This is a genomic window from Microbacterium capsulatum, assembly GCF_030865425.1.
GTDB lineage: Bacteria > Actinomycetota > Actinomycetes > Actinomycetales > Microbacteriaceae > Microbacterium > Microbacterium capsulatum.
Window position 1 is genome coordinate 364177 of sequence record NZ_JAVFCB010000001.1, and the last position, 23823, is coordinate 387999.

A 23823-nucleotide genomic window follows, 5' to 3' on the forward strand; every position below is an offset into this window, starting at 1 on the left:
GGCGCGCTGCGCGGGAACGACGCAGGGCCCGGACTCGAGGAGTCCGGGCCCTGCTCTCTGGGTGAGTAACGGGACTTGAACCCGCGACCCCCTGGACCACAACCAGGTGCTCTACCAACTGAGCTATACCCACCATGTGCCTGCCGGAGCGGGCAACCTCACCAGTGTATTACACGTTGGAGGCGAACTCCGACACGACGGTCTCGGCGATCCCGCGGGCGTCGTCGCTGGTCGGGCCGGGCTCGTCGACGAACACCGCGCGACGGTAGTACTGCATCTCGCGGATCGACTCCAGGATGTCCGCGAGGGCGCGGTGGCCGCCGTCCTTCACGGGAGCGTGGAAGAACACGCGGGGGTACCAGCGCCGGGAGAGCTCCTTGATGCTGGACACGTCGACGTTCCGGTAGTGCAGGTACTGGTCGACCTCCGGCATGTACTTCGCGAGGAACATGCGATCGGTGCCGATCGTGTTGCCGGCGAGCGGCGCCTTGCGCTCCTGCGGCACGAACCGGCGGATGTACGCGAGGGTCTGCTCCTGCGCCTCGGCGAGCGACACGCCCTCGGGAATCTCCTCGAACAGCCCCGAGGTGCGGTGCATGTTCGTGACGAAATCGTTCATCTGCGCGAGCGCGGCCTCGCTCGCGCGGATCACCACCTGGAAGCCGGGATCCACCGGACGCAGCTCGAAGTCGGTGATCACGACGGCGATCTCGACGAGCTCATCGATCGAGAGATCGAGTCCGGTCATCTCACAGTCGATCCAGACCAGCCGATCGTTCTCGGACGAAGAAACCATGGAGCCATCCTAATGACGCGTCTGCGCGGGCATAGCGCTAGCCTGGAAGGACACGCCTCCTTAGCTCAGAGGAAGAGCAGCGGCCTTCTAATCCGCCGGTCGCAGGTTCGAATCCTGCAGGGGGCACTTCCCATGCACCGGACGCCGCGTCCCGCGGGTGGTCAGGCGGCGCGACGCTTCGGCGCGATCCGGGCCGCGATCAGGTCGACGACGATCCACCGCACCGCCGCGGCGGTGGTCAGCGTCCAGATGATCGACCCGAGCACGTCGGTCGGGAAGTGCAGCCCGTCGCTCACCACGGCGAGGCCGATCGCGACGGTCGCGACGACGCCGAACACGATCGGCGCCCACGCGTAGCGGGTGCCGCGGAGCAGGAACCAGAACGCGATCGCGAGCGCGACGACGTAGGCGGTGTGGCCGCTCGGGAACGAGCCGTCGGTCTGCAGCGGCGAGAACGGGTGGCTCAGCAGGCTCGCGTCGGGACGGGGGCGGTTCACCACGATCTTGACCGCGGCGACCGGCAGCCAGGTGAGCGCGACGGTCAGCCCGAACAGGATCGCGGTGCGCAGCGACCGCGACACGGCCCAGACGACGGCGGCGATGACGAGCGTGATCGCGACCGCGGGCACGGGCTCGATCCCGTGGTAGACCGCGTTCGCGAAGGAGCCCCATACGCCGGTGTGCAGCGTGTTGAGCGCGACCACCAGACCCTGGTCGGCCTGACTCGGCTTCATCACGAAGCCGAGCCCGAGCACGACGATGGCGCCGACGACCGCGACGATCACCGCCACCAGGGGGCGGCGGGCCGGTCGATCGATGCCGGTCAGCGCCCGGGTGCGGGTGCGTCGGAGTTCTGCCATGTTCGGGATCCTCATCCGTCGGGGTCCTCGCGGTGGCGGCACCGGAGGCGGCGCGCGCGACGACGGCGCGATCACCGGTACCCATGTTCCCGGGGTCGGGCTAAGGATTCGCCAAGAAACGCGGGACTCGGGGAAGGATCCGCGTGGCGCGGATCACAGCCGAAGGGCGGCGACCGCGTCGTCGGCGCTCCAGAAGTCGCCGACGATCCGGAACGCGCCGGTGCCCAGATGCAGGCGCTCCGCGCGGTAGCGCAGGCCGAGATCGTGCGGCACGATCCGCAGGTGCCCGCGGATCGCACCGCGGGCGTCGAGCACGCGCCACAGCCGCTCTCCGGCGGGCATGAGGGTCTCGGTGGCGCGACTCAGCGCCGGCGCGGCCCAGCGGATGGTCGGGGCGGGGGAGATGTTCGTGGTCATGTTCCCTCCTTCTGAATCGAACATAGGGACGACCACCGACATCGCGGTCCGGACCGGGCTCGCGGAATCCCTACACTGTGCTGGTGACTGTGACCGTGTGGCTCTCCCTCGTCGTCGCGTGCGTGGTGATCAGCCTCACGCCGGGCGCCGGTGCGATCAACACCATGACCAACTCGCTGAACGAGGGCTGGCGCCGCTCCCTGTGGGGGATCATCGGGCAGCAGCTCGCGCTGGTCGTGCATGTCGCGATCGTCGCGGCCGGAGTGGGGCTGCTCGTCTCCCGGCTGCCCTGGCTGTTCGAGACGATCCGCTACCTCGGCGCGGCATACCTGGTCTTCCTCGGGGTCCGGCTGATCATCGCGAAGGTGCCCGATGCCGTCGCGGAGGAGGACGTCACGCGGGCTGCTGAGGGACGCTGGCCGATGCTGCGGCGCGGCTTCTGGGTGAACCTGCTGAACCCGAAGGCGATCGTGTTCTTCCTCGCCTTCGTGCCTCAGTTCATCCGGCTGGACCGCGACCCCTGGCCGCAGTACCTGGTGCTGATCGGCACGGTCATGGTCGTCGACGTCATCGTGATGTGGTTCGTCTTCGCGGCCGCCGCACGGACGTTCCGGCGGCTCACCGCGAGCAGCGGCGGGCAGCGGATCCTGAACCTCGTGTTCGGATCGCTGTTCATCGGGGTCGCGGTGCTGCTGATGTTCCTGCACTGAGCCGATCCTGTCGCGCCGATCAGCCTGTTCGTCCTGCACGACGCCGCCTTCGGGCGCGTTCCGCACCGGTTGCGGAGGATGGCTCCCGCGGGGCCGGCCCGTGCCCGACGCTGGCTGCAGGAGCGGAGCCGATCGCGGTTCCGCCGAACGCAGAGGAGAGCAGCCATGGCCGACATCATCACCGTCCTGGGCAACGTGGCGTCGTCGCCCGAGCCCGGACGCACGGCGACCGGCATCGAGACCCTGACCTTCCGGCTGGCGAGCAACAACCGCCGCCCGGATCCGAAGACCGGCGAATGGGTCGACGTCGACACGAACTGGTTCACCGTGCATGCCTACCGGCGACTCGCCGAGAACGCGATGGCCTCGGTGTCCAAGGGCGACAGCGTGATCGTCACCGGCCGGCTGAAGCTGCGCGAGTGGGAATCGAAGGAGGGCAAGCGCGGAATGTCGGTCGAGATCGAGGCCGAGAGCATCGGCGCCGACCTGCGCTGGGGGAGGAGCACCTTCCAGCGCGTCTCCCCGGCGCGCGTTCCCGAGCCGCAGACGGGGGCGGATCCGTCCGGCGCCGACGGCGCGGCCTCGGTGCCCGTCGGGGCGGGTCTCGCGGACGCTGGAGCGGACGACGCCTGGGCCGCATCCGGCGAGCAGGCGACGCCGTACTGAGCCGGCGCTCCGGCGGGCCGTCACGGGCACCTTCTAGACTCGGAGCGTGCGGGGGGTCAGAACGTCGGGGGGACGCGGTCGTGTGTCGATGCGCGTGCCGGTGATCGTCGCGGCAGCGTCGATGCTCATGCTCAGCGGCTGCACGTCGACGGCGCCCGCGCCGCCGGACACCTCGGCGGGAGCGACGCCGACCGTCGCGCCGACCGCAGGCACAGCCGGCCCGACGCTGCATCCGGACGGGTCCGCGGCGGAAAACCTGCCGCTCTTCTCCGCGGTCGTCGCGCGCGTCTGGGCGTCGGACGCCCGGGCATCGGCCCCGGCCTACATCGAGGCGCTGGCGTCCGCCGGCTTCGCCAAGGCGGACATGCAGATGACGGCCGACACGACGACGGTGCACAATCCTGCGGAGAGCTTCCAGTTCTCGGTGCGCTGGGGAGCGACCCAGTGCTTCGTCGGCCAGGTCGGGCCTTCGACCGGCGCCCCCGTCACCGCTGTCCTGCCGCAGCTCGCGAACGGCCGGTGCCTGGTCGGCAGGACGCCGCCCGTCGGCGGCTGACCGCGCAGGTAGGCTGGAGTGTCCCTCCTGCGCCCAGAGCCCGGAGTGCGACCCGCAGCCGTTCGCAATCGTCGTCACCACGACAGAAGGAGCGCCCTCGTGGCCGAATACATCTACTCCATGGTCCGCGCCCGCAAGGCCGTCGGCGACAAGCTGATCCTCGACGACGTCACCATGGCGTTCCTGCCCGGCGCGAAGATCGGCATGGTCGGCCCGAACGGTGCAGGAAAGTCGACGATCCTGAAGATCATGGCGGGCCTGGACACGCCGTCCAACGGCGAGGCCAAACTCACCCCTGGATTCAGCGTCGGCATCCTCATGCAGGAGCCCGAGCTCGACGAGACGAAGACGGTCCTGGAGAACATCCAGGAGGGCGTCGCCATCAAGGCCAAGCTCGACCGCTTCCACGAGATCTCCGGCCTGATGGCCGACCCCGACGCCGACTTCGACACCCTGCTCGCCGAGATGGGCGTGCTGCAGGAGGAGATCGACGCGGCCGACGGATGGGACCTCGACTCCCAGCTCGACCAGGCCATGGACGCACTGCGCACCCCGCCGGCCGACGCCCCCGTCACCAACCTGTCCGGGGGCGAGAAGCGCCGCGTCGCCCTCGCGAAGCTGCTGCTGCAGAAGCCCGACCTGCTGCTCCTCGACGAGCCGACCAACCACCTCGACGCCGAGAGCGTGCTGTGGCTCGAGAAGCACCTGCAGGCGTACAAGGGCGCGGTGATCGCGATCACCCACGACCGGTACTTCCTCGACAACATGGCCGAGTGGATCGCCGAGGTCGACCGTGGCCGCCTGATCGGCTACGAGGGCAACTACTCGACCTATCTGGAGAAGAAGGCCGAGCGCCTGGACATCCAGGGCAAGAAGGACGCGAAGCTCGCGAAGCGCCTGAAGGACGAGCTGGAGTGGGTGCGCTCGAGCGCCAAGGGCCGCCAGACCAAGTCGAAGGCGCGTCTGGCCCGCTACGAGGAGATGGCGGCGGAGGCGGAGCGCACGAGGAAGCTCGACTTCGAGGAGATCCAGATCCCCGCGGGCCCGCGCCTCGGCAACGTCGTCATCGAGGCGAAGAACCTGCAGAAGGGCTTCGACGACCGTTCGCTCATCGACGGCCTCAGCTTCAGCCTGCCGCCGAACGGCATCGTCGGCGTGATCGGCCCGAACGGCGTCGGCAAGACCACGCTGTTCAAGACCATCGTGGGCCTCGAGCCGCTCGACGGCGGCGACCTCAAGGTCGGCGAGACCGTCAAGATCAGCTACGTCGACCAGTCCCGCGCGAACATCGACCCCGACAAGACGCTGTGGGAGGTCGTCTCCGACGGCCTGGACATCATGCTCGTCGGCAAGACCGAGATCCCCTCCCGCGCCTACGTCTCCAAGTTCGGCTTCAAGGGCCCGGACCAGCAGAAGAAGGCCGGCGTGCTTTCCGGCGGCGAGCGCAACCGTCTGAACCTGGCGCTGACCCTCAAGGAGGGCGGCAACCTGCTGCTCCTCGACGAGCCGACCAACGACCTCGACGTCGAGACCCTCAGCTCGCTCGAGAACGCGCTGCTGGAGTTCCCCGGCTGCGCCGTGGTGATCACCCACGACCGGTGGTTCCTCGACCGCATCGCGACGCACATCCTCGCCTACGAGGGCACTGACGAGAACCCCGACCAGTGGTACTGGTTCGAGGGCAACTTCGAGGCCTACGAGGCGAACAAGATCGAGCGCCTCGGCCCGGACGCCGCGAACCCGCACCGCTCCACGCACCGCCGGCTCACTCGTGACTGAGAGCCCCGACGTGCTCCCGGAGCCCTCCGCGAACGAGGGATCCGGGGGCGGGGAGCGCCTGCACATCCCGATCCACCTGCGCTGGGGCGACCTGGACGCATACAACCACGTCAACAACACCTCGATGCTGAAGCTGCTCGAGGAGGCGCGGGTGCGGGCGTTCTGGCGTCCCGGCGAGGGGGAGCATGCGCCGAGCACGGCCGTGCTCGAACCCGGGATCGAGCAGGGCGTGCTCACGCTCATCGCCCGGCAGGAGATCGAGTACCTCGCACCGGTGCCCTACCAGCGGCACCCGCTCGAGGTGCAGATGTGGTTCGGCAAGCTCGGAGGCTCGAGCCTCGAGATCTGCTACGAGGTGTTCAACGACCCGTCCTTCGAGGAGCGGGTGCTGTACGCCCGCTCGACCGCGGTGATGGTCCTCGTGGACGCGGAGTCCGGCCGCCCCACGCGTCTGACTCCGGAGATGCGGGAGGCCTGGACGCCGTTCGCGGGCGCGTCGATCGTCTACGCGCGTCGCTGACCCCGCTCCGGTCCGTGAGCGCGTGGACCCAGGGAACGGACCGGGCGGATCAGGCCTCCGGCACCCGGATCGTGATCTCCTGGGCGACGCTCGCGATCAGGGCCCCGTCGCGGTCGTAGATCCTGCCGCTCGCGAGTCCGCGCCCGCCGCGCGCGTTGGTCGACTCCTGCACGTACAGCAGCCAGTCGTCCACGCGTCCCGGACGGTGCCACCACATGGCGTGGTCGAGGCTCGCGACCTTGAGGCCGGGCAGGCCCCAGCTGAGCCCGTGCGCCCGCAGGATCGACTCCTGGATCGTCATGTCGCTGAGGTAGGCGAGGGCGGCGCGGTGCAGCGCCGGGTCGTCCGGGATGGCGGCGCGCATGCGCATCCACACCGCCTGCTGGGGGACGCGCTCGGCCCCGGCCTCGCGGTAGATCGGCCCCTCGACGTGCCGCATGTCGACGGGGCGTTCCGTGAGCATGCGCTTCGAGAGCGGATGGATCCCGTCGGAGAGCTCCTCGTCGGTGGCCAGCATCTCCGGATCCGGCACGCCCTCGGGCATCGGGTAGGCGTGCTCGATACCGGGGTTCTCGTCCTGGAACGAGGCGATCATCGAGAAGATCGGCACGCCGTTCTGGAACGCCTGGCAGCGCCGGGTGGAGAACGAGCGTCCGTCGTGGATCCGGTCCACCGCGAAGGTCAGGCCCTGCGCCGCGTCGCCCGGGCGCAGGAAGTAGCCGTGCATCGAGTGCGCGACGCGCCCTTCGGGGAGCGTCCGCTCGGCGGCGACGAGGGCCTGGCCGAGCACCTGGCCGCCGTAGATCCGCCCGGTGGGCATCGGATGCGAGGAGCCGGTGAAGATGTCCTCCGTCGTCCGGGCGTCCGAGGCGTCGAGATCCAGGATCCCGAGCAGCATCTCGACCGATCGGCGGGCGTCGTCATCCGAGCTCATGGGATCCTCTCCGGTGCTGCAACCTCGCCGAGACCGGCGGTCGCCGGTTGCTAGTTTAGGGGCGTGCCCACGCCGCTGATCCTCGCCGACCCCGACACCGCGCGCGATGCGCTGACCTTCGTCTCGCGCGCCGCGCGCGCCTCCGACGAGGGGGTGCGGCTGCAGGCGGACGGCGGGATCCTGGCGATGACCGCGGCCGCCCTTGCGCCGCAGGGGCTGTTCGACAACACCCCGACGATCCTCGCGATGCGGATCCTGCGGGCCGACCCGGAGCTGCGCTGCGACATCGTGATCGACGAGCTGACCGCCACCGACGACCCGGTCGCGCTCGCGCTGCCGGACACCGGCCGCAGCCCCGCGTGGGCGGGGGTGGCGCCGCCGCGCGGGGGCTGGACGCCGGCCGGGTCGCTCGGGGCGGACGTCATCGCGCAGCGCGCGCAGTGGGGCATCTCCGCTGTCGCGCACGGCTCGCCCTCGGGGGCGGGGGAAGAGGCGGTGCGCGCGCTCCGCGCCGCGATCTGGGGGGAACCGGACGAGGACCTCGGCGGGCTGCCCCGGGGCGTCGCGTTCGCCGCGCACGCCTTCGGCTTCATCTCCGGGGCCGAGCAGGTCCCCGTCACGGTGTCGGGTCGCTGGACGCGCCTCGCGTTCGCCCGCGGTCACGTGCTCAGCCGCGGGCCCGCGGCGGTCGGGCTGACCGCGGTCCGCCCCACCGGCGGCGCGAACTAGCGCTCGCGCCGTGCGCTGCCGGCTGCGTCAGCCGCGCCGGACCACGGTGATCGAGGGCGGCGACGCCAGACTCTGACCGACGACGCAGTAGCGCTCGGTCGAGGCCGCGATCCGTGCCAGTCGGCCGTCGTCCGCATCGCTGTCCACCGTGATCGTCACGGCGATGTCCCCGACGCCGACCGGTGCGTCCCGGTCGACGCCCAGCGTGCCCCGGGCATCCCAGGTGCACACCGCGGCGAGCTCGACGTCGTCCACCGCGACGCCCATCGCCGTCGTCACCGCACGGAACGTCACGCCGACGCAGCCGAGCAACGCCTGCATCAGCAGATCGGCCGAGCAGGCGTCGCCGCCGTCGCCGCCGGTCGCCGGGTGCTGCCCGGCACGCACCGGGCCGGCCCAGCCCTCGATCGTCGCGGTGATCCCCGGATCGCGGTAGTCGCCGCGGGCATCGGAGACGACCCGTGCACTGACCGGATCCTGCCTGTATCGCTCCTTGAGCGGCGCCTGGCGCGCCCGCAGCTCCTCGGCGTTCATGGCCGAGATCATGGCACGCCGGAGCCGGGCGGGTCCAGAGGACGACAGGGCGGTTCAGAGCGCTGCGGCCGCCGCCCGCCCGGCCTGCCGTCCGGAGAACAGGCAGCCGCCGAGGAACGTGCCCTCGAGCGCGCGGTAGCCGTGCACGCCGCCGCCGCCGAAGCCGCTCGCCTCGCCGGCCGCGTAGAGCCCCGGCACCGCCGAACCGTCCGCCGAGAGCGCCCGGCCGTCGAGATCGGTCTCCACGCCGCCCAGCGACTTGCGGGTGATCACCCGCAGCCGCACGGCGATCATCGGCCCGGCAGACGGATCCTGCAGCCGGTGCGGGGCGGCGGTGCGGATCAGCCGGTCGCCCCGGTAGGCGCGCGCCGAGCGCAGCATCGCGATCTGAGAGTCCTTGGTGAAGTCGTTCTCGATCTCGCGGTCCCGGGCCACGACCTCGTCGCGCACCCGGTCCGGGTCCAGTGCCTCGCCGCCGGGAAGCTCGCACATGCGGGCGATCAGCCGGTTCAGGTCCTTCTCCACGAGGAAGTCCTCGCCGCGGTCGAGGAACGCCTGGACCGGGTCGGTCGGCCCCTTGGCGAGACGGGAGCGCACGAGCAGCGGCACGTCCTTGCCGGTCAGATCGGGGTTCTGCTCGCTGCCGGAGAGGGCGAACTCCTTCTCCACGATCTGCCGGGTCGTCACGAACCAGGAGTGGTCCTGCCCGGTCGTGCGCAGGTGCGCGAGTGTGCCGAGAGTGTCGAAGCCCGGGTAGAGGGGCACCGGCAGGCGCCGTCCTGTCGCGTCCAGCCAGAGCGAGGACGGTCCGGGAAGGATCCGGATCCCGTGGCCGGGCCAGACCGGATCCCAGTTCCGGATGCCCTCCACGTAGTGCCACATGCGGTCGCCGTTGATGAGGCGCGCGCCCGCGGCCGCGGCGACGGCCTGCATCGACCCGTCGACGTACGCCGGGACGCCGGTGAGCATCTCGCTCGGCGGTGCGCCGAGCCGGTCGGGCCAGGCGGCGCGGACGAGGTCGTGATTGCCGCCGATCCCGCCCGAGGTGACGATCGTCGCGCCGGCGGTGATGTCGAAGGATCCGATCGCGTCGCGCCCGCTCGGCTCGCCGCGCCCGGCTGCCGAGGAGGCGAGGACCTCGCCGTGCGCGCCGGTCACGGCGCCGTCCTGCAGGGCGAGCGCGGTGACGCGGTGACGGGGGAGCACGGTCAGCCGGCCGGTCTTCTCGGCGTCTTCGACCGCGGCCTGGAACGGTGCCACGATGCCGGGGCCGGTGCCCCAGGTGACGTGGAACCGAGGCACGGAGTTGCCCGGTCCGATGGCGCCGTAGCCGCCGCGTTCGGCCCAGCCGACCACGGGGAAGAAGCCGACGCCGCGCTCGCGCAGCCAGGATCGCTTCTCGCCTGCGGCGAACTGCAGGTACGCCTCCGCCCACCGGCGCGGCCAGGCGTCCTCCGCGCGGTCGAAGCCGGCGCTGCCGAACCAGTCCTGCCGGGCGAGGTCGTAGGAGTCGCGGACGCCCATCAGACGCTGCTCCGGAGAGTCGACGAGGAACAGCCCGCCGAACGACCACCACGCCTGGCCGCCCAGGTTCGTGCGCGGCTCCTGATCCACGATGACGACCCGCTTGCCGGCTGCGATCGCCTCCGCCGCGGCGACGAGGCCGGACAGGCCCCAGCCGATCACCAGGACATCGGTCGCATGCGTCTTCGTCGTCGCCATGAACTCTCCGTCGCTCTCGTCGCGGGTGCGTTACAGGATCGGTCTGCCGCCGGCGTCCGGGCCGATCCCGCGGGGCTCGAACGTGTTGACCATGGCGTGCGCCGCGCGCTCCAGGTAATCCCAGAGCGTGGCCTCGTGGATCGGGGAGAGTCGAGCCTCGTCCACGGCGATGCGCATGCACCGCAGCCAGCGGTCGCGGGCGTCGGGGTCGACGTGGAACGGCACGTGCCGCATCCGCAGCCGCGGGTGCCCGCGCTGCTCGCCGTACGTCGTCGGCCCGCCCCAGTACTGCTCGAGGAACATCCGCAGCCGGTCCGCGGCCGGGCCGAGATCCTCCTCCGGGTACATCGCCGCGAGCACGGGGTCCTTCGCCACCTCGCGGTAGAACGCGTCGACCAGGCGCTGGAACATCTCGTGGCCGCCCACCTGGTCGTAGAACGAGACGGGCGCATCGTCGGCGGTGCTCATCGGTGCTCCTCTCCGGGTGCGCCGTCGCGCGGGGCGCCGTCTCCGGGTGCGTGCGGGCGCTTCTTCGGCGCGGGGGGATTCGTGGGCGCGGGCTTGGTGCGCGGCGGCGGGGTGACCGGCGGCGCCGGCTCCTCGGTCTTCCTCCGCTTCCAGAACCCGCGGTCGGCCACGGCGGGCACGCCGGTCACCGGCGTGGGCCGGGTGCGCGGCGGATTCGCCCCGCGCACACGTCGGGCGCCGTCGTGGCCGACGAGCTCGGCCGAGGTCATGCTCGGGACGGCGAGCTCCAGGTCGAGCATCGTCATGCGCAGCCGGGCACGGAGCTCCTGGGACACGTCGTCCATCGCGTTCGCGCGGGTCTTGATCACGAGTCGGACCACGAGGGTGTCGCCGTCGATCGACTCCAGCCCCCAGAGCTCGGGCTTCTCCACGATCCGGGTGCGCCACTTCGGATCCTTGGCCAGCCCCTGTGCGGTCGTGAGCAGCGCCTCCTCGACGGCGGGCAGGTCGGCGTCGGCGGGAACGCCGAGGTCGACGATCGCGCGCGCCCAGCCCTGCGACATGTTGCCGATCCGGGTGACCTCGCCGTTGCGCACGTACCAGAGCGTGCCGTTCACGTCGCGCACCTGGGTGATCCGCACGCTGACGTACTCGACCACACCGGTGGCGAGCCCCAGATCGACGACGTCGCCGATGCCGACCTGGTCCTCGGCGACGATGAACATGCCGTTCAGCACGTCCTTGACGATGTTCTGCGCGCCGAAGCCGAGGCCCGCGCCCACCGCGGCGGTGAGCAGGGTCAGCGAGCCGAGCAGGTTCGGGATGTTGATCTGGATCACGAGGACGATCGCGACGACCACGAGGATCACGTTGACGATGTTCTGCAGGATGGATCCGAGCGTCCTGGTGCGCTGCACGAGACGCATGTCGGCGAGCGGCGAGCGCTCCAGCGCCTGGGTGTCGTCGACGTTCGCCTTGGACTTGGCGCCCGCGACGATGCGCCGCACCACGCGGCGGATCACGAAGCGCAGGACGTACGCGAGCAGCGCGCAGGCGACGATGGCGACGGCGGACCAGAGCATGTTCCAGCCGAAGGCCACGAGGTTCTTGAGGGTCTCCTCCCAGAGGGTGAGCACCTTCTCCGGGGTCGCGACGGGCATGCTGTTCATCACCGACGATCCTAGTTCGGCGCCCCTTCACGGGCGCTGAGCCCGCCCGCGCTGCGCCGATCCCGGGGACGACGAAGGGCCGGACGGATCCGATCCGACCGGCCCTTCGGCGGGGGCGTCCTGCAGGTCAGGCCTGCGCCGGCACCTCGTGGTACTCCGCGTCGAGGGCCTGCGCCGCGAGCGCGCGCTCGACGTCGGCGAGGTTCTCGAAGACCAGGCGACGCAGCGCGGGGGCCGCATCCTGGTGAGCCGACAGCCAGGAGCGGGTCGCGTCGCGCAAAGCGCGGTTCGCGAGCGGCTTCGGGTACAGGCCCACGATCAGGTAGTTCGCGACCTGGAAGGTGCGTCCCTCCCAGATGCTCAGCAGGCTGTCGAAGTACACCGGCACGAAGGGCTCGAGCAGCGCGGCGCCCGCCGGATGGGTGAAGCCGAGCGTCGCCGAACGGACGATCGTGTTGGACAGGTCGTCGTGGTCCACGAGCGCCGACCAGGCGGCCTGCTTGGCCTCGGCGGTCGGCAGCGCGGCACGGGCCTGCGCGGCGAACTCGGCGCCCTTGGCGGTGTTGTCCTCCTCGAGCGCGGCGTCGATCGCGGCGCTGTCGACGGCGCGCACGGCCGCGAGCCCGACCAGCAGCTGCCAGGACAGGTCCGTGTCGATCGTCAGTCCGTCGAGCGTCAGCGCTCCGTCGCGCAGGCGGCGCACGATGTCGGCGTGCTCGGGCGTCGTGACCGAGTTCGCGAACGCGGTGACGAACTGCAGCTGGCTGTCGGATCCTGCCTCCGCGCCCTGCGCGAGCGCCCACAGTCCGTCGGCGACCCGGGTGCGCGCGGCGTCACGGTGCTCGGGGGTGACGTAGAGCGCGGCGGCGGTCTGCAGCTGGCCGAGCGTGGTGCGCACCGTGGTCGACTCGGTCTCACGGCCGATGTTGCCCAGCACGAGGTCGATGTAGTCGCTCGCGGCGCTCTCGGCGTCGCGGGTCTGGTCCCAGGCGGCGCCCCAGACGAGCGAGCGGGCCAGCGGGTCGCTGATGTCCGCGAGGTGCGCGACCGCGGTCGCGAGCGAGCGCTCGTCGAGGCGGATCTTCGCGTAGGCGAGGTCCTCGTCGTTCAGCAGCACGAGGTCGGGTCGGGCCAGGCCCTGCAGCTGCGGGACCTCGGTGCGGTCGCCGTCGATGTCGACCTCGACCTGGTGCGTGCGCACGAGAGCACCCGAGGCGTCGAGGTTGTAGAACCCGATGCCGAGGCGGTGCGGCCGGATCGTCGGGTAGTCCGCAGGCGCCGTCTGGGTGACGGCGAAGCGCGAGATCGTGCCGTCGGCGGCCTCGGCGATGACCGGGGCGAGAGTGTTCACGCCCGCGGTCTCCAGCCACTTCTTCGACCACGTGGTGAGGTCGCGTCCGCTGGTCTTCTCCAGCTCGACGAGCAGGTCGCCCAGCTCGGTGTTCTGCCACGAGTGCTTCTTGAAGTACTCGGAGACGCCCGCGAAGAACGCCTCGATGCCGACCCAGGCGGCCAGCTGCTTCAGGACGGATCCGCCCTTCGCATAGGTGATGCCGTCGAAGTTCACCTGCACGTCGTCGAGGTCGTTGATCTCCGCGACGACGGGATGGGTGGAGGGGAGCTGGTCCTGGCGGTACGCCCAGGTCTTCTCCATCGCGTTGAACGTGGTCCACGCCTCGGTCCACTCGGTGGCCTCGGCGGTCGCGATGGTCGACGCCCACTCGGCGAACGACTCGTTCAGCCAGAGGTCGTTCCACCACTTCATCGTGACGAGGTCGCCGAACCACATGTGCGCGAGTTCGTGCAGGATCGTGACGACGCGGCGCTCCTTGACGGCGTCGGTGACCTTGCTGCGGAAGACGTAGGTCTCGGTGAAGGTCACCGCGCCCGCGTTCTCCATCGCCCCGGCGTTGAACTCCGGCACGAACAGCTGGTCGTACTTCGCGAACGGGTAGGGGACGCCGAACTTCTCCTCGTAGTAGGCGAAGCCCTCGCGGGTCTTGTCGAAGATGTAGTCGGCGTCCAGGTACTCCCACAGGCTCTTGCGCCCGTAGACGCCGAGCGGGATGACCCGGCCCGAGGCGCTGGTCAGCTCGGAGAACGTCTCCTCGTAGGGGCCGGCGATGATCGCCGTGATGTAGGAGGAGATCCGCGGCGTGGCCTCGAAGCCCCAGGTCGCGACGGCGGGCTTGTCGGCGCCGGATCCGTTCGACGCGTCATGCACGATCGGCTCGGGGGTGGGGGAGTTCGAGACGACCTTCCACGCGGCGGGCGCGGTGATCGTGAACTGGAACGTCGCCTTCAGGTCGGGCTGCTCGAACACCGCGAACACGCGCCGCGAGTCCGGGACCTCGAACTGCGAATAGAGGTAGACCTCGCCGTCCACCGGGTCGACGAACCGGTGCAGGCCCTCGCCGGTGTTCGTGTAGAGGCAGTCGGCGTCGACGACGAGCACGTTCTCCGCGGCGAGGTCGTCCAGGGCGATCCGCGACTCCGCGAACGCCGCGGTCGGGTCGATCGACTCGCCGTTGAGCGTGATCTCGCGCACCTCGTGCGCGATCAGGTCGATGAAGGTCGAGGCTCCCTCGCTCGCCGTGAAGCGCACGACGCTGCGGGATCCGAACACCTCCGCACCCTTGGTCAGGTCGAGCGCGATCTCGTACGACTGCGTGTCGACGACGGCGCGGCGCTCCTGCGCTTCGCTGCGGGTGAGGTTCTCTCCAGGCACTGCTCGGTCTCCCAGGGGTGAGGGTTTCGGCCGCAATGATCCGCGCTGCTGGCGCCGGCGGCAACCGTCCCAGCCTACGCCAGAGCGCCCTTGGCGCTGTTTTGAGCAGGTCAGCATGCGAAACCGACCGGGCCGGGGCGTCATCTGGGCGCAGGCAAAGGCGGAAGGCGTCAGGATGGGGGAGTGACTGCCCACGAAGCGCCTGCCGTTCCCGTCGTCCTGTACGCCTCCGCCCCCGCCGCCTCCGGTCCTGAGCACGTCGAGGTCCCCGTGGCCTATGACGCGATCGTGCTCGCGAGCTTCGGCGGCCCCGAGGGGCAGGACGACGTCATCCCGTTCCTGCGCAACGTCACCCGCGGCCGGGGGATCCCCGACGAGCGCCTGGAGGAGGTCGCGCACCACTACCGTCACTTCGGCGGCGTGAGCCCGATCAATGCGCAGAACCGCGAGCTGCAGACGGCCCTGCAGTCCGAGGTCGACCGGCGCGGCCTGGCTCTGCCCGTGTACTGGGGCAACCGCAACTGGGGCCCGTATCTGCACGAGGCGTTCGCGCAGGCGGCCGCCGACGGGCACCGCACGCTGCTCGTGCTGGCGACGAGCGCCTACAGCTCGTACTCGAGCGACCGCCAGTACCGCGAGGACATCGTGAACGCGATCGAGGAGGCGGGGCTGCAGGACGCGGTGACCGCCGACAAGGTCCGCCTGTTCTTCGATCACCCCGGCTTCGTCGCCCCGTTCGAGGAAGGCGTGCAGGCCGCCGTGCGCGAGCTCACGGCCGAGGGGATCGCCCCGGCCGAGATCGCCGTGCTCTTCTCCACGCACTCGATCCCCACCGGCGATGCGCAGAAGTCCGGCCCGCGCGACCGCGACTGGGGCGAGGGCGGCGCCTACGCCGCCCAGCACCTCGCCGTCGCGGAATACGTGATGGCCGGGCTCGGCGACGCCGTCGAGGGCGGCGGGACGGTGCCGTGGGAGCTGGTGTACCAGTCCCGCTCGGGCCCGCCCTCACAGCCGTGGCTCGAGCCCGACGTCAACGACGTCATCACCTCCCTTCCCGGCCGCGGGATCAAAGCCGTCGTGATCGTGCCGCTCGGCTTCGTGAGCGACCACATGGAGGTGCTCTGGGATCTCGACACCGAGGCGAAGGAGACGGCCGAGGAGGCCGGCCTGCGGATGATCCGCACGCCCACCCCCGGCACGCACCCGGCGTTCGTCGCCGGCCTCGTCGACCTCGTCGAGGAGCGCCTGCACGGCACCCCGTCCGCCGAACGTCCGCACGTGACCCCGCTCGGCCCCTGGTACGACGTGGCGCGTCCGGGCGACTGCGAGAACGCGCGGCTCGGCTTCCGCCCGGCCGCCGCCGGCATCGCGCCCTGATCCGGCGCCGTCACCCGGCCGCGGGGGCCTACGGCGCTCCGTAGGATTGAGCCATGCGCATCCACATCGCCACCGATCACGCCGGTCTCGAGTTCTCCACGCAGCTGCAGCACCACCTCGCCGAGGCGGGGCACGAGGTCGTCGACCACGGGCCTGTCGAGTACGACGCCCTGGACGACTACCCGGCCTTCTGCATCCGCGCCGCGCAGGCGACCATCGCCGACCAGCGCGCCGGCGTCGAGGCGCTCGGCGTCGTGTTCGGGGGCTCCGGCAACGGCGAGCAGATCGCGGCGAACAAGGTCGAGGGCATCCGTGCCGCCCTGGTGTGGAGCATCGCGACCGCCGAGCTCGCCCGCGAGCACAACGACGCGAACGTCATCGCGATCGGCGCCCGCCAGCACACCTTCGACGAGGTCGCCGGCTTCATCGACCGGTTCATCGCGACGCCGTTCTCGAACGAGGTGCGGCACGTGCGCCGGATCGGCCAGATCGCGGACTTCGAGCTCTCCGGTTCCCTGCTCCCGGACCCGCGCGCCTGATGCCCGAGGGCCATTCCGTCCACCGGATCGCACGGCAGTTCGCGCGCAACTTCGTCGGCAAGCCGGTCGCCGCGTCGAGCCCGCAGGGGCGCTTCGCCGAGGGCGCCGCCCTGCTCGATGGCCGCGCCGTGGAGAGCGTGCAGGCGGTCGGCAAGCAGATGTTCCTCGAGACCGAGGGGGATCTGTGGCTGCGCGTGCACCTCGGCCTCTACGGCGCCTGGGACTTCTCCGGCGAGATCCTCGTCGACCCGACGATCGCGTCGGCGAACGGGCGGATGGGCCAGACGAACCAGCGCGGCACCGACCTGGACGCCCCGATCCTGGACACGGCGGGGGAGAACTCGCTGTCCTCGATCGGTGCGCCGCGGAAGACCCGTGTGCACGTGCGCATGTCCGAGGCGACGAAGGGCCTCGCCGACGAGGGCTCCGAGTGGCCGCCGCCGGTGGTCGGGCAGGTGCGGCTGCGCCTGATGACCGACGCCACGTGCGCCGACCTGCGCGGCCCGACCGCATGCGTGCTGCAGACCCCTGACGAGATGCTCGCGACGGTGGCCAAGCTCGGGCCGGATCCGCTCGTCGGCGACCCCGCGGAGGGCGAGCGGCGCTTCGTCACCGCGGTGCGCAGGAAGGCGACCCCGATCGCCCTGCTGCTCATGGATCAGGCCGTCGTCAGCGGGATCGGCAACGTGTACCGGGCCGAGATGCTGTTCCGGGCGAAGGTCAACCCGCACACGCCGGGCAAGGACGTGCCCGAGGAGGTCGTACGAGAGCTCTGGCGCGACTGGGTGCGGCTGCTCGCCGTCGGCGTCGAGACCGGTCAGATGATGACCATGGACGACCTCACGCACGACGAGTACCGCGCCGCGATGGCGCACCGCGACGACCGGCACTGGGTGTATCACCGCACGGGTCTGCCGTGCCGGGTGTGCGGCACCGCGATCCTGCTCGAGGAGCTCGGCGCCCGCAAGCTCTACTGGTGCCCGAGCTGCCAGGCCTGAGGCCCGGTCCCTCGGTCGCCGAGCGAGGGCGCGCGGCGACCGAGACGAATGCGCTGCGTGGTCACCGCGTTTCGTCTCGCCCCGACGTCGTCGGTGCTCGCTCAACGACCCGGCGCGTTCAGGCGCTCCTAAGCTGAACTCATGCGCCAGAACCCCAGCTTCGCCATGACCGACGTCGACGAGCTCCGCCGGGTGATCGCGGCGAATCCGTGGGCGACGCTCGTGGGCCGCGACGAGAACGGGATGACCGCGTCGCACTACGCGGTGCTGCTGGATCCGGAGCGCGACGACCTCACGATCGTGGCGCACGTGGGCCGCCCGGACGACCGGGTCCTCGGTCTCGGCGAGCAGGAGCTGCTGGTCGTCTTCCAGGGTCCGCACGGCTATGTGTCGCCGGGCTGGTACGGCGATGTCGCGGCCGTGCCGACCTGGAACTACGTCGCGGTGCACCTCTCCGGCGTTCCCGAGGTGCTCGATGCCGAGGAGAACCTGCGGGTGCTGGAGCACCTCGTCGATCGCTTCGAGGGCGCGCTCGACGATCCGCGCCGGATGTGGGCGCCCCCGAACGACGAGGACTTCGTGCGCCGACTGGAGGCCGGCACGGTCGGCTTCCGACTCACGCCGACCCGGGTCACCGCCAAGCGCAAGCTCAGCCAGAACAAGCCGGACGAGGTCATCGAGAACGTGATCCTCGAGCTGCGGGGCGACGGCGTCTACGCCAACCCGGCCCTCGCCGCCGAGATGCAGCGCGCCCACGACGCGCGCCTCGCCGCCCGGGCGACGGCGCTGTGACGGGCTCCGGCGCGGTCTCCGCGATCCGCGGCGTGCGCATCGCGACCGACGACCGGCGGCTCCTCGCCTCCGACGGCCCGATCGACGTCGTCCTCGACGGCGGCCGGATCGCCGACATCGCCCCGACCGGCGCCCTTCCGCTGCGCGGCGAGGTGCTGGACGGCGACGGCGCCTGGCTCATCCCCGGGCTCTGGGATCACCACGTGCACACCGTGCAGTGGGCGCTGGCCGCGCAGCGCGAGCCCCTCGGCGACGCCGCGAGCGCCGCCGAGGCCGCCGCGCGGATGAGCGGTGCGCCCATGCTCGGCGACGGGCGCCGCGTCGGCACCGGCTTCCGCGACGTCCGCTGGACCGACCGACCCGACCTCGCCCTCCTCGACGAACGCACGGGAGAGATCCCGACCTACCTCATCAACGCCGACGTGCACAGCGTCTGGATGAACTCCGCCGCGTTCCGCCGCGAGGGGTTGCACGCACCCGCGGACGGCGTGCTCCGCGAGGAGGACGCCTTCGAGATCTCCCGCCGCCTGAACGCCGCGGATCCCGTCGTCGCCGACCTCGCCGTCGCGGACGCCGCCCGGCGGGCCGCCGCCCGAGGCATCGTCGGCCTCGTCGATTTCGACATGGCGTGGAACGCGGAGGCCTGGACGCGGCGGATCGCGCACGGCTTCGACACGCACCGCGTCGAGTTCGCGGTCTACCCGTTCGATCTGGACAGGGCGATCGCCGAAGGGCTGCGCACCGGGGAGACGCTCGCCGGTGACGCCCTCGGGCTGGTCCGGATGGGGCCGCTGAAGATCATCTCCGACGGATCCCTCGGCACTCGCACCGCCGCCACCGGTGCCGGCTACGCCGACGACCCGCACAACCACGGCGTGCTGACGGTCCCGCCCGCCGAGCTGCAGGAGCTGCTGCTGCGCGCGACGGGCGCCGGCATCGGCATCGCGCTGCACGCGATCGGAGACGTCGCCGTCACCGCCGCGCTGGACGCCTTCACTGCCACCGGCGCGCAGGGCACGATCGAGCACGCCCAGCTCGTGCGGCACGGGGACCTCGCCCGCTTCGCCCGGCTCGGCATCGCCGCGAGCGTGCAGCCGCAGCACGCCCTCGACGACCGCGACGCGGCCGACGCTCTCTGGGCGGAGCAGACCGCGATCCCGTACCCGCTCGCCTCGCTGCACGGCGCCGGCGCGACGCTGCGCTTCGGATCCGACGCCCCGGTCGCGCCCCTCGAGCCCTGGCACGCGATCGCGGCCGCCGTGTTCCGCACCGATGACGACCGCGCCCCGTGGCGCCCCGAGGAGCGCCTCGACATCGGTACGGCCCTGGCCGCGAGCGCGCACAACGGCACGACCGGCGGTGCCGGGATCCGCCCGGGGGGCGTCGCCGACCTGGTGCTGTGCGGAACGGATCCGAACACCGCCGACGCCGCGGCCCTGCGGGACATGCCGGTGCAGGCGACCATGGTCGGCGGACGGGTCACCCACAGCGGCTGATCGTTCCCGGTCGCACCGCCCTCCGCGCCTCGGATCCGCGGTTCGGACCGTGTGGAGGTCGGGAAAGGATAGGGATTCGGGATACCGTCGTCAGGTGGCAACAGCAGGCACCTCCTCCCGCGCAGATCTCCGCCGGTCCCTGACCAGGCCGACGGCGAAGGTCGGGGCGGACTTCATCCCGCACGTGCAGGGCCTCCGCGCCATCGCCGTGCTCGCCGTCGTGCTCTACCACTTCTGGCCCGGGCGGCTCAGCGGCGGGTACGTGGGTGTCGACATCTTCTTCGTGATCTCCGGATTCCTGATCACCGCGCACCTCGCGCGGGAGCTGACCTCGACGGGAACCGTCAAGCTCGGCCAGTTCTGGGCGCGCCGTGCCCGGCGCCTCCTGCCGGCGTCGCTGCTCGTGCTGCTGTTCTGCGCGATCGTCGCCGCGGTCCCGGTCCTCTCGCCGCTGTCGCAGCTGCCGGCTCAGCTGAAGGAGATCGTCGCCTCCACCTTCTACGTGGAGAACTGGTACCTCGCGTTCAACTCGGCCGACTACCTGGCGCACTCGGGCGACCCGACGATGGTCCAGCACTACTGGTCGCTGTCGCTCGAGGAGCAGTTCTACGTGCTCTGGCCGCTCATCATGCTGCTGGCGGCATGGATCGCAGTGAAGTACTTCCGCGGCACCCGGCTGCGCGCCGCGGCGATCGCCATCGCCGTCGTGTCGGTCGCCTCGTTCGCATTCTGCGTCTGGTACACCCTGACCAACCCGGCGCCGGCCTACTTCGTCACCTTCGGCCGGATGTGGCAGTTCGGGGTGGGCGCGCTGCTCGCGCTCGTGCCGCGACTGCGGATCCACAACCCGATCGGCAGCTTCATCCTCGGCTGGGGCGGCATCATCACGCTGCTCGTCGTCATCTACCGCTTCGATGGGCAGACCCCGTTCCCCGGCTACATGGCAGCGATCCCGACGGTCGCCGCGGGCGCCGTGATCGCTGCCTCGAACACGCAGCGCTGGTGGTACCCGACCCGGATCCTCGCCGTCCGCCCGATGCGCTTCACCGGCGACATCTCCTACAGCCTCTACCTCTGGCACTGGCCGCTCATCATCATCGCGCCCTCGGTGCCGTTCTGGGGCCTGACGATCTACCACCGCGTCGCTCTCGTCGGCATCTGCTTCCTGCTCGCCTGGCTCACCAAGCGGCTCGTCGAGGACCCCGCGCGCACCTGGAAGCCGCTCACCGCGCGGCGCCCCCGGGTGTCGCTCTGGGCCGCGCTGGCCGCCATGGTCATCGTCGCCGGGGCCGCCGGCGGCGGATGGGTCGCGAACGCGTCCACCTACGACCAGGGCGTGCAGGCCATCGCGCAGCTGCGCGCGAACCCGCCCGCCTGTTTCGGCGCGGCGGTCGTGCTGGACGCCTCCTGCGCCGACACCAGCACCGACCGGATCCTGCCCGCACCCGGGTTCGCCGGGGTGGACAGGCCGGCCGACACCCAGTGCTTCGTGCAGCTGAACGACGCCCGCCCCGTCTCGTGCGAGTTCGGATCCGAGGACCCGAAGGCCAAGCAGGTCGCACTCATCGGCGACAGCCACGCCTTCCAGCTGCTCACGACGTTCCAGGGCATCGCCGAGCGGGAGGGCTGGCACCTCACCACGTACTTCAAGGGCGCCTGCCCGTGGAGCACGACCCCGCTGTCCACGGGCGGCGCGTTCGGCGACGCCTGCACGCAGTACCGGGCCGCAGTCGCCGAGCAGTTGCAGAAGAAGCACTTCGACGTGATCTTCACGGCGGCGTTGTCCACGACGCCGTTCTCGGCGAACGGGCACGAGTCGGTCGATGCCGCCGCGATCGCGGGCTACCGCGCCGCCTGGGCCACGCAGACCGCGAACGGCACGCCCGTCGTCACGGTCGTCGACAACCCGGTCTGGGAGACCGACCCGAACAAGTGCCTGCGCACCCGGCCGCAGAGCTCCTGCGACGGCGCCCGATCCGACCTCCTCACCGAGAAGGATCCGCTGCGCGAGGCGGCCGCCGGGCAGAAGGACGTCACCCTGCTCGACTTCACCGACGTGTACTGCGACAAGACGATCTGCCGCACGGTCGTCGGCGGTGCGAACATCTACCGGGATCAGGATCACCTCACGGTGACGTTCGTGAACACGCTCGCCCCGCAGTACACCGCCGCGTTGAAGAAGGCGATGGGTCTGGCCGGCTGACCCGGCCGGATAGAGTCGCGGTATGAGCGACGCCACGATCCTGTCCCTGCCCGGCCGCACCCCCGCGATCGACCCCACGGCGTTCCTCGCCGCCGGGGCGCGCGTCGTGGGCGCCGTGACCATCGGCGAGGGCTCCAGCGTCTGGTACAACGCCGTGCTCCGTGCCGACTCCGACACGATCACGGTGGGATCGGGTAGCAACGCGCAGGACAACGTCTCCGTGCACGTCGACGAGGGCCACCCGGTCGTGATCGGCGACGACGTGTCGATCGGGCACAACGCGGTCGTGCACGGCTGCACGATCGGCGACGGATCGCTGATCGGCATGGGCGCCGTCGTGCTGTCCGGTGCGGTCGTGGGCTCCGAATGCCTCATTGCCGGGGGAGCGCTTGTGCTCTCGGGCATGGAGATCCCGGACGGATCGCTCGTGGCCGGCGTGCCGGCCAAGGTCCGCCGCGAGCTCACCGCCGAGGAGCGCGAGGGGCTGCGCCGCAACGCCCGCGTCTACCGCGGCCACACCGAGACCCACCGCGAGGCCGCGCCCGCCTGAACGGGCCGATCGCACGGATCTCGGCGGCCGGATCCGCCGTCCCGCCGGGACCCGGACGCGCGTAGTGTGGGGGCCAACGCCGACGCCCGTTCCGACGCCGACGACCGGAGGATCGGAGCGCGCGCATGGGATGGGAAACGAAGAACCTGACGACGGCGACCTCGGGGGCGCCGCACGCCGTCTACCAGCCGACGGCCTGGCTGTTCGCACAGTTCACGCGGCACGTCGTCTTCCAGGGCTACGACTCGACGACCGGCGGCGACGGACAGCTCTACGAGCTCTACTGCAGCGAGAGCGACGACTGGAGCGTCAAGAACCTCGTCTCCGAGGCGGGCGGATCCGCCGCGGCGACGTACGGGAACGGGTACATCTGGGCGCACCAGGGGTCCCAGCACGTCGTGTACCAGGGGCAGCTGTTCGACGGCCACGTGCACGAGCTCTGGTACACCGAGGACGACGGCTGGAACGCGAACGACCTCACGAACGCGGCGCACGCGCCGCTCGCGCTCTCCCAGCCCTACGGATACGAGACGTACTACGACGGCGCGCAGCGCGTCGTCTACCAGGCCCGCGACGGCGGCCACATCCACGAGCTGAACAACGCCGGGAACGGCTGGCACGACCTCGATCTCACCGCGCTCACGGGTGCGCCGCCGTGCGCCCCGGACGCGGCCCCCACCGGGTACTCGTTCGAGGGCCAGAAGACCGCGCACGTGCTCGTGCGCGGGGGAGACGGGCACATCCTCGAGTTCTGGGCGGACGACGCCTCGGGCTGGCACTGGGGCGATCTCACCGCGCAGACGGGCGCGCCCGCATCGGGCGACGCGGGGACCGTATCCGGCTACGTGTTCCGCGGTGAGGGCAGCCAGCACGTCGTCTACGTCGGCATCGACCACCACATGCATGAACTGTGGTGGCTGGCGGGAGCGTGGCACGACCACGATCTGACCGCGGCCACGGGGGCGGCAGTGCCGTCCCCCACCGCGAGTCCCGCCGGATACGCGTTCGAGGCCGGGCTGTTCCAGCCGGTCGCCACCCAGCATGTGCTCTACACGGGCACCGACGAGCTGGTGCACGAGCTGTGGTGGAGCGGAGGGGTGTGGCACGTGAACGACATCGCCGCGCGGGTCGGCGCGCCGCCGATCGTCGGGGATCCGGTCGCGTTCGTCGAGGTCGACGAGGGCACCCAGAACGTGTTCTACCTCAGCGACGCGCACGAGATCATCGAGCTGCGCTGGAGGCCGTGACCGGCGCACGCCACCGCGTTGGGTATCCTCGGA

Annotated in this window: 23 protein-coding genes and 2 tRNA genes; 15 read left to right on the plus strand and 10 right to left on the minus strand. The window is 71.1% G+C overall.

Features of this window, described 5'->3' with window-relative positions; translation table 11 throughout:
• Positions 1-60 precede the first annotated feature (60 nt).
• Both RBR11_RS01715 and orn read right to left on the minus strand, forming a co-directional pair.
• Positions 61-133 (minus strand) — tRNA-His (locus RBR11_RS01715).
• Between the two features lie 36 nt (positions 134-169).
• Complete coding sequence (orn, locus tag RBR11_RS01720) at positions 170-796, minus strand: oligoribonuclease (RefSeq protein ID WP_308487562.1); 627 nt, start codon at positions 794-796, stop codon at positions 170-172.
• A gap of 54 nt (positions 797-850) precedes the next feature.
• On the opposite strand from orn, the gene RBR11_RS01725 reads away from it, so the two are divergent.
• Positions 851-922 (plus strand) — tRNA-Arg (locus tag RBR11_RS01725).
• Between the two features lie 35 nt (positions 923-957).
• Here the strand turns inward: RBR11_RS01725 and RBR11_RS01730 are convergent.
• Entirely contained in the window at positions 958-1656 is a 699-nt protein-coding gene (locus RBR11_RS01730; protein WP_308487563.1) for a phosphatase PAP2 family protein, read from the minus strand.
• Positions 1657-1809: 153 nt separating this feature from the next.
• Entirely contained in the window at positions 1810-2073 is a 264-nt protein-coding gene (locus tag RBR11_RS01735) for a hypothetical protein (RefSeq protein WP_308487564.1), read from the minus strand.
• An 83-nt stretch (positions 2074-2156) separates the two neighbouring features.
• On the opposite strand from RBR11_RS01735, the gene RBR11_RS01740 reads away from it, so the two are divergent.
• The 5 genes from RBR11_RS01740 (at position 2157) to RBR11_RS01760 (ending at position 6304) form a co-directional block, all read left to right on the plus strand.
• A complete protein-coding gene (locus tag RBR11_RS01740) occupies positions 2157-2783 on the plus strand; it encodes a LysE family transporter (protein ID WP_308487565.1) in 627 nt (208 codons plus the stop codon).
• A 165-nt stretch (positions 2784-2948) separates the two neighbouring features.
• Entirely contained in the window at positions 2949-3449 is a 501-nt protein-coding gene (locus RBR11_RS01745; protein WP_308487566.1) for a single-stranded DNA-binding protein, read from the plus strand.
• A 46-nt stretch (positions 3450-3495) separates the two neighbouring features.
• Entirely contained in the window at positions 3496-4005 is a 510-nt protein-coding gene (locus RBR11_RS01750; RefSeq protein WP_308487567.1) for a DUF6993 domain-containing protein, read from the plus strand.
• 99 nt (positions 4006-4104) lie between these two features.
• The gene (gene ettA / locus RBR11_RS01755) at positions 4105-5784 is read left to right on the plus strand and encodes an energy-dependent translational throttle protein EttA (protein ID WP_308487568.1); all 1680 of its coding nucleotides are present in this window, start codon (positions 4105-4107) and stop codon (positions 5782-5784) included.
• Positions 5777-6304: an acyl-CoA thioesterase gene (locus RBR11_RS01760; RefSeq protein WP_373889751.1), complete on the plus strand. Its 528-nt coding sequence runs from the start codon at positions 5777-5779 to the stop codon at positions 6302-6304. Before ettA ends, RBR11_RS01760 begins: the two co-directional genes overlap by 8 nt.
• Before the next feature lie 49 nt (positions 6305-6353).
• On the opposite strand, the gene RBR11_RS01765 is transcribed toward RBR11_RS01760, so the two are convergent.
• Positions 6354-7238: an acyl-CoA thioesterase gene (locus RBR11_RS01765; protein ID WP_308487569.1), complete on the minus strand. Its 885-nt coding sequence runs from the start codon at positions 7236-7238 to the stop codon at positions 6354-6356.
• A gap of 63 nt (positions 7239-7301) precedes the next feature.
• Here RBR11_RS01765 and RBR11_RS01770 point away from each other — a divergent pair, with 63 nt between their 5' ends.
• On the plus strand, positions 7302-7967 hold the full coding sequence (locus RBR11_RS01770) for a DUF8185 domain-containing protein (protein ID WP_308487570.1): 666 nt from the start codon (positions 7302-7304) through the stop codon (positions 7965-7967).
• Between the two features lie 27 nt (positions 7968-7994).
• Here the strand turns inward: RBR11_RS01770 and RBR11_RS01775 are convergent, their stop codons facing one another.
• From RBR11_RS01775 to pepN, 5 genes are all read right to left on the minus strand, one after another.
• Positions 7995-8501, minus strand: coding sequence for an OsmC family protein (locus RBR11_RS01775; RefSeq protein ID WP_308487571.1), 507 nt, complete (start codon positions 8499-8501; stop codon positions 7995-7997).
• Between the two features lie 54 nt (positions 8502-8555).
• Positions 8556-10223 (minus strand): FAD-binding dehydrogenase, encoded by a 1668-nt coding sequence (locus tag RBR11_RS01780; protein WP_308487572.1) that lies wholly within the window; start codon positions 10221-10223, stop codon positions 8556-8558.
• Positions 10224-10253: 30 nt separating this feature from the next.
• A complete protein-coding gene (locus RBR11_RS01785; protein WP_308487573.1) occupies positions 10254-10691 on the minus strand; it encodes a globin in 438 nt (145 codons plus the stop codon).
• Complete coding sequence (locus RBR11_RS01790) at positions 10688-11860, minus strand: mechanosensitive ion channel family protein (protein WP_373889753.1); 1173 nt, start codon at positions 11858-11860, stop codon at positions 10688-10690. Before RBR11_RS01790 ends, RBR11_RS01785 begins: the two co-directional genes overlap by 4 nt.
• A 127-nt stretch (positions 11861-11987) precedes the next feature.
• Positions 11988-14588, minus strand: a complete 2601-nt coding sequence (gene pepN, locus RBR11_RS01795; RefSeq protein ID WP_308487574.1) for an aminopeptidase N — start codon at positions 14586-14588, stop codon at positions 11988-11990.
• Positions 14589-14771: 183 nt separating this feature from the next.
• Between pepN and RBR11_RS01800 the strand changes: the two genes are divergently transcribed.
• The 8 genes from RBR11_RS01800 (at position 14772) to RBR11_RS01835 (ending at position 23790) form a co-directional block, all read left to right on the plus strand.
• Positions 14772-15965, plus strand: coding sequence for a ferrochelatase (locus tag RBR11_RS01800; RefSeq protein WP_373889754.1), 1194 nt, complete (start codon positions 14772-14774; stop codon positions 15963-15965).
• 53 nt (positions 15966-16018) lie between these two features.
• The gene (locus RBR11_RS01805; RefSeq protein WP_308487575.1) at positions 16019-16504 is read left to right on the plus strand and encodes a ribose-5-phosphate isomerase; all 486 of its coding nucleotides are present in this window, start codon (positions 16019-16021) and stop codon (positions 16502-16504) included.
• Positions 16504-17502 (plus strand): Fpg/Nei family DNA glycosylase, encoded by a 999-nt coding sequence (locus RBR11_RS01810; RefSeq protein ID WP_308487576.1) that lies wholly within the window; start codon positions 16504-16506, stop codon positions 17500-17502. The genes RBR11_RS01805 and RBR11_RS01810 overlap by 1 nt, the downstream gene beginning before the upstream one ends.
• A 141-nt stretch (positions 17503-17643) precedes the next feature.
• Positions 17644-18294, plus strand: coding sequence for an FMN-binding negative transcriptional regulator (locus RBR11_RS01815; protein ID WP_308487577.1), 651 nt, complete (start codon positions 17644-17646; stop codon positions 18292-18294).
• Entirely contained in the window at positions 18291-19790 is a 1500-nt protein-coding gene (locus RBR11_RS01820) for an amidohydrolase (protein WP_373889755.1), read from the plus strand. Before RBR11_RS01815 ends, RBR11_RS01820 begins: the two co-directional genes overlap by 4 nt.
• Before the next feature lie 94 nt (positions 19791-19884).
• On the plus strand, positions 19885-21993 hold the full coding sequence (locus RBR11_RS01825; RefSeq protein ID WP_308487578.1) for an acyltransferase family protein: 2109 nt from the start codon (positions 19885-19887) through the stop codon (positions 21991-21993).
• Positions 21994-22015: 22 nt separating this feature from the next.
• A complete protein-coding gene (locus tag RBR11_RS01830) occupies positions 22016-22543 on the plus strand; it encodes a gamma carbonic anhydrase family protein (protein WP_308487579.1) in 528 nt (175 codons plus the stop codon).
• A gap of 125 nt (positions 22544-22668) precedes the next feature.
• Positions 22669-23790 (plus strand): hypothetical protein, encoded by a 1122-nt coding sequence (locus RBR11_RS01835; protein WP_308487580.1) that lies wholly within the window; start codon positions 22669-22671, stop codon positions 23788-23790.
• The last annotated feature ends 33 nt before the right edge of the window (positions 23791-23823 follow it).

Bases quoted from the DNA above. Each gene is read 5' to 3' on its own strand.
- RBR11_RS01735 (WP_308487564.1), bottom strand. From the start codon at position 2,073: ATGACCACGAACATCTCCCCCGCCCCGACCATCCGCTGGGCCGCGCCG.
- RBR11_RS01790 (WP_373889753.1), bottom strand. From the start codon at position 11,860: ATGAACAGCATGCCCGTCGCGACCCCGGAGAAGGTGCTCACCCTCTGG.
- RBR11_RS01805 (WP_308487575.1), top strand. From the start codon at position 16,019: ATGCGCATCCACATCGCCACCGATCACGCCGGTCTCGAGTTCTCCACG.
- RBR11_RS01835 (WP_308487580.1), top strand. From the start codon at position 22,669: ATGGGATGGGAAACGAAGAACCTGACGACGGCGACCTCGGGGGCGCCG.
- orn (WP_308487562.1), bottom strand. From the start codon at position 796: ATGGTTTCTTCGTCCGAGAACGATCGGCTGGTCTGGATCGACTGTGAG.
- RBR11_RS01830 (WP_308487579.1), top strand. From the start codon at position 22,016: ATGAGCGACGCCACGATCCTGTCCCTGCCCGGCCGCACCCCCGCGATC.
- RBR11_RS01780 (WP_308487572.1), bottom strand. From the start codon at position 10,223: ATGGCGACGACGAAGACGCATGCGACCGATGTCCTGGTGATCGGCTGG.
- RBR11_RS01785 (WP_308487573.1), bottom strand. From the start codon at position 10,691: ATGAGCACCGCCGACGATGCGCCCGTCTCGTTCTACGACCAGGTGGGC.
- RBR11_RS01730 (WP_308487563.1), bottom strand. From the start codon at position 1,656: ATGGCAGAACTCCGACGCACCCGCACCCGGGCGCTGACCGGCATCGAT.
- RBR11_RS01775 (WP_308487571.1), bottom strand. From the start codon at position 8,501: ATGAACGCCGAGGAGCTGCGGGCGCGCCAGGCGCCGCTCAAGGAGCGA.
- RBR11_RS01815 (WP_308487577.1), top strand. From the start codon at position 17,644: ATGCGCCAGAACCCCAGCTTCGCCATGACCGACGTCGACGAGCTCCGC.
- RBR11_RS01810 (WP_308487576.1), top strand. From the start codon at position 16,504: ATGCCCGAGGGCCATTCCGTCCACCGGATCGCACGGCAGTTCGCGCGC.
- RBR11_RS01765 (WP_308487569.1), bottom strand. From the start codon at position 7,238: ATGAGCTCGGATGACGACGCCCGCCGATCGGTCGAGATGCTGCTCGGG.
- RBR11_RS01745 (WP_308487566.1), top strand. From the start codon at position 2,949: ATGGCCGACATCATCACCGTCCTGGGCAACGTGGCGTCGTCGCCCGAG.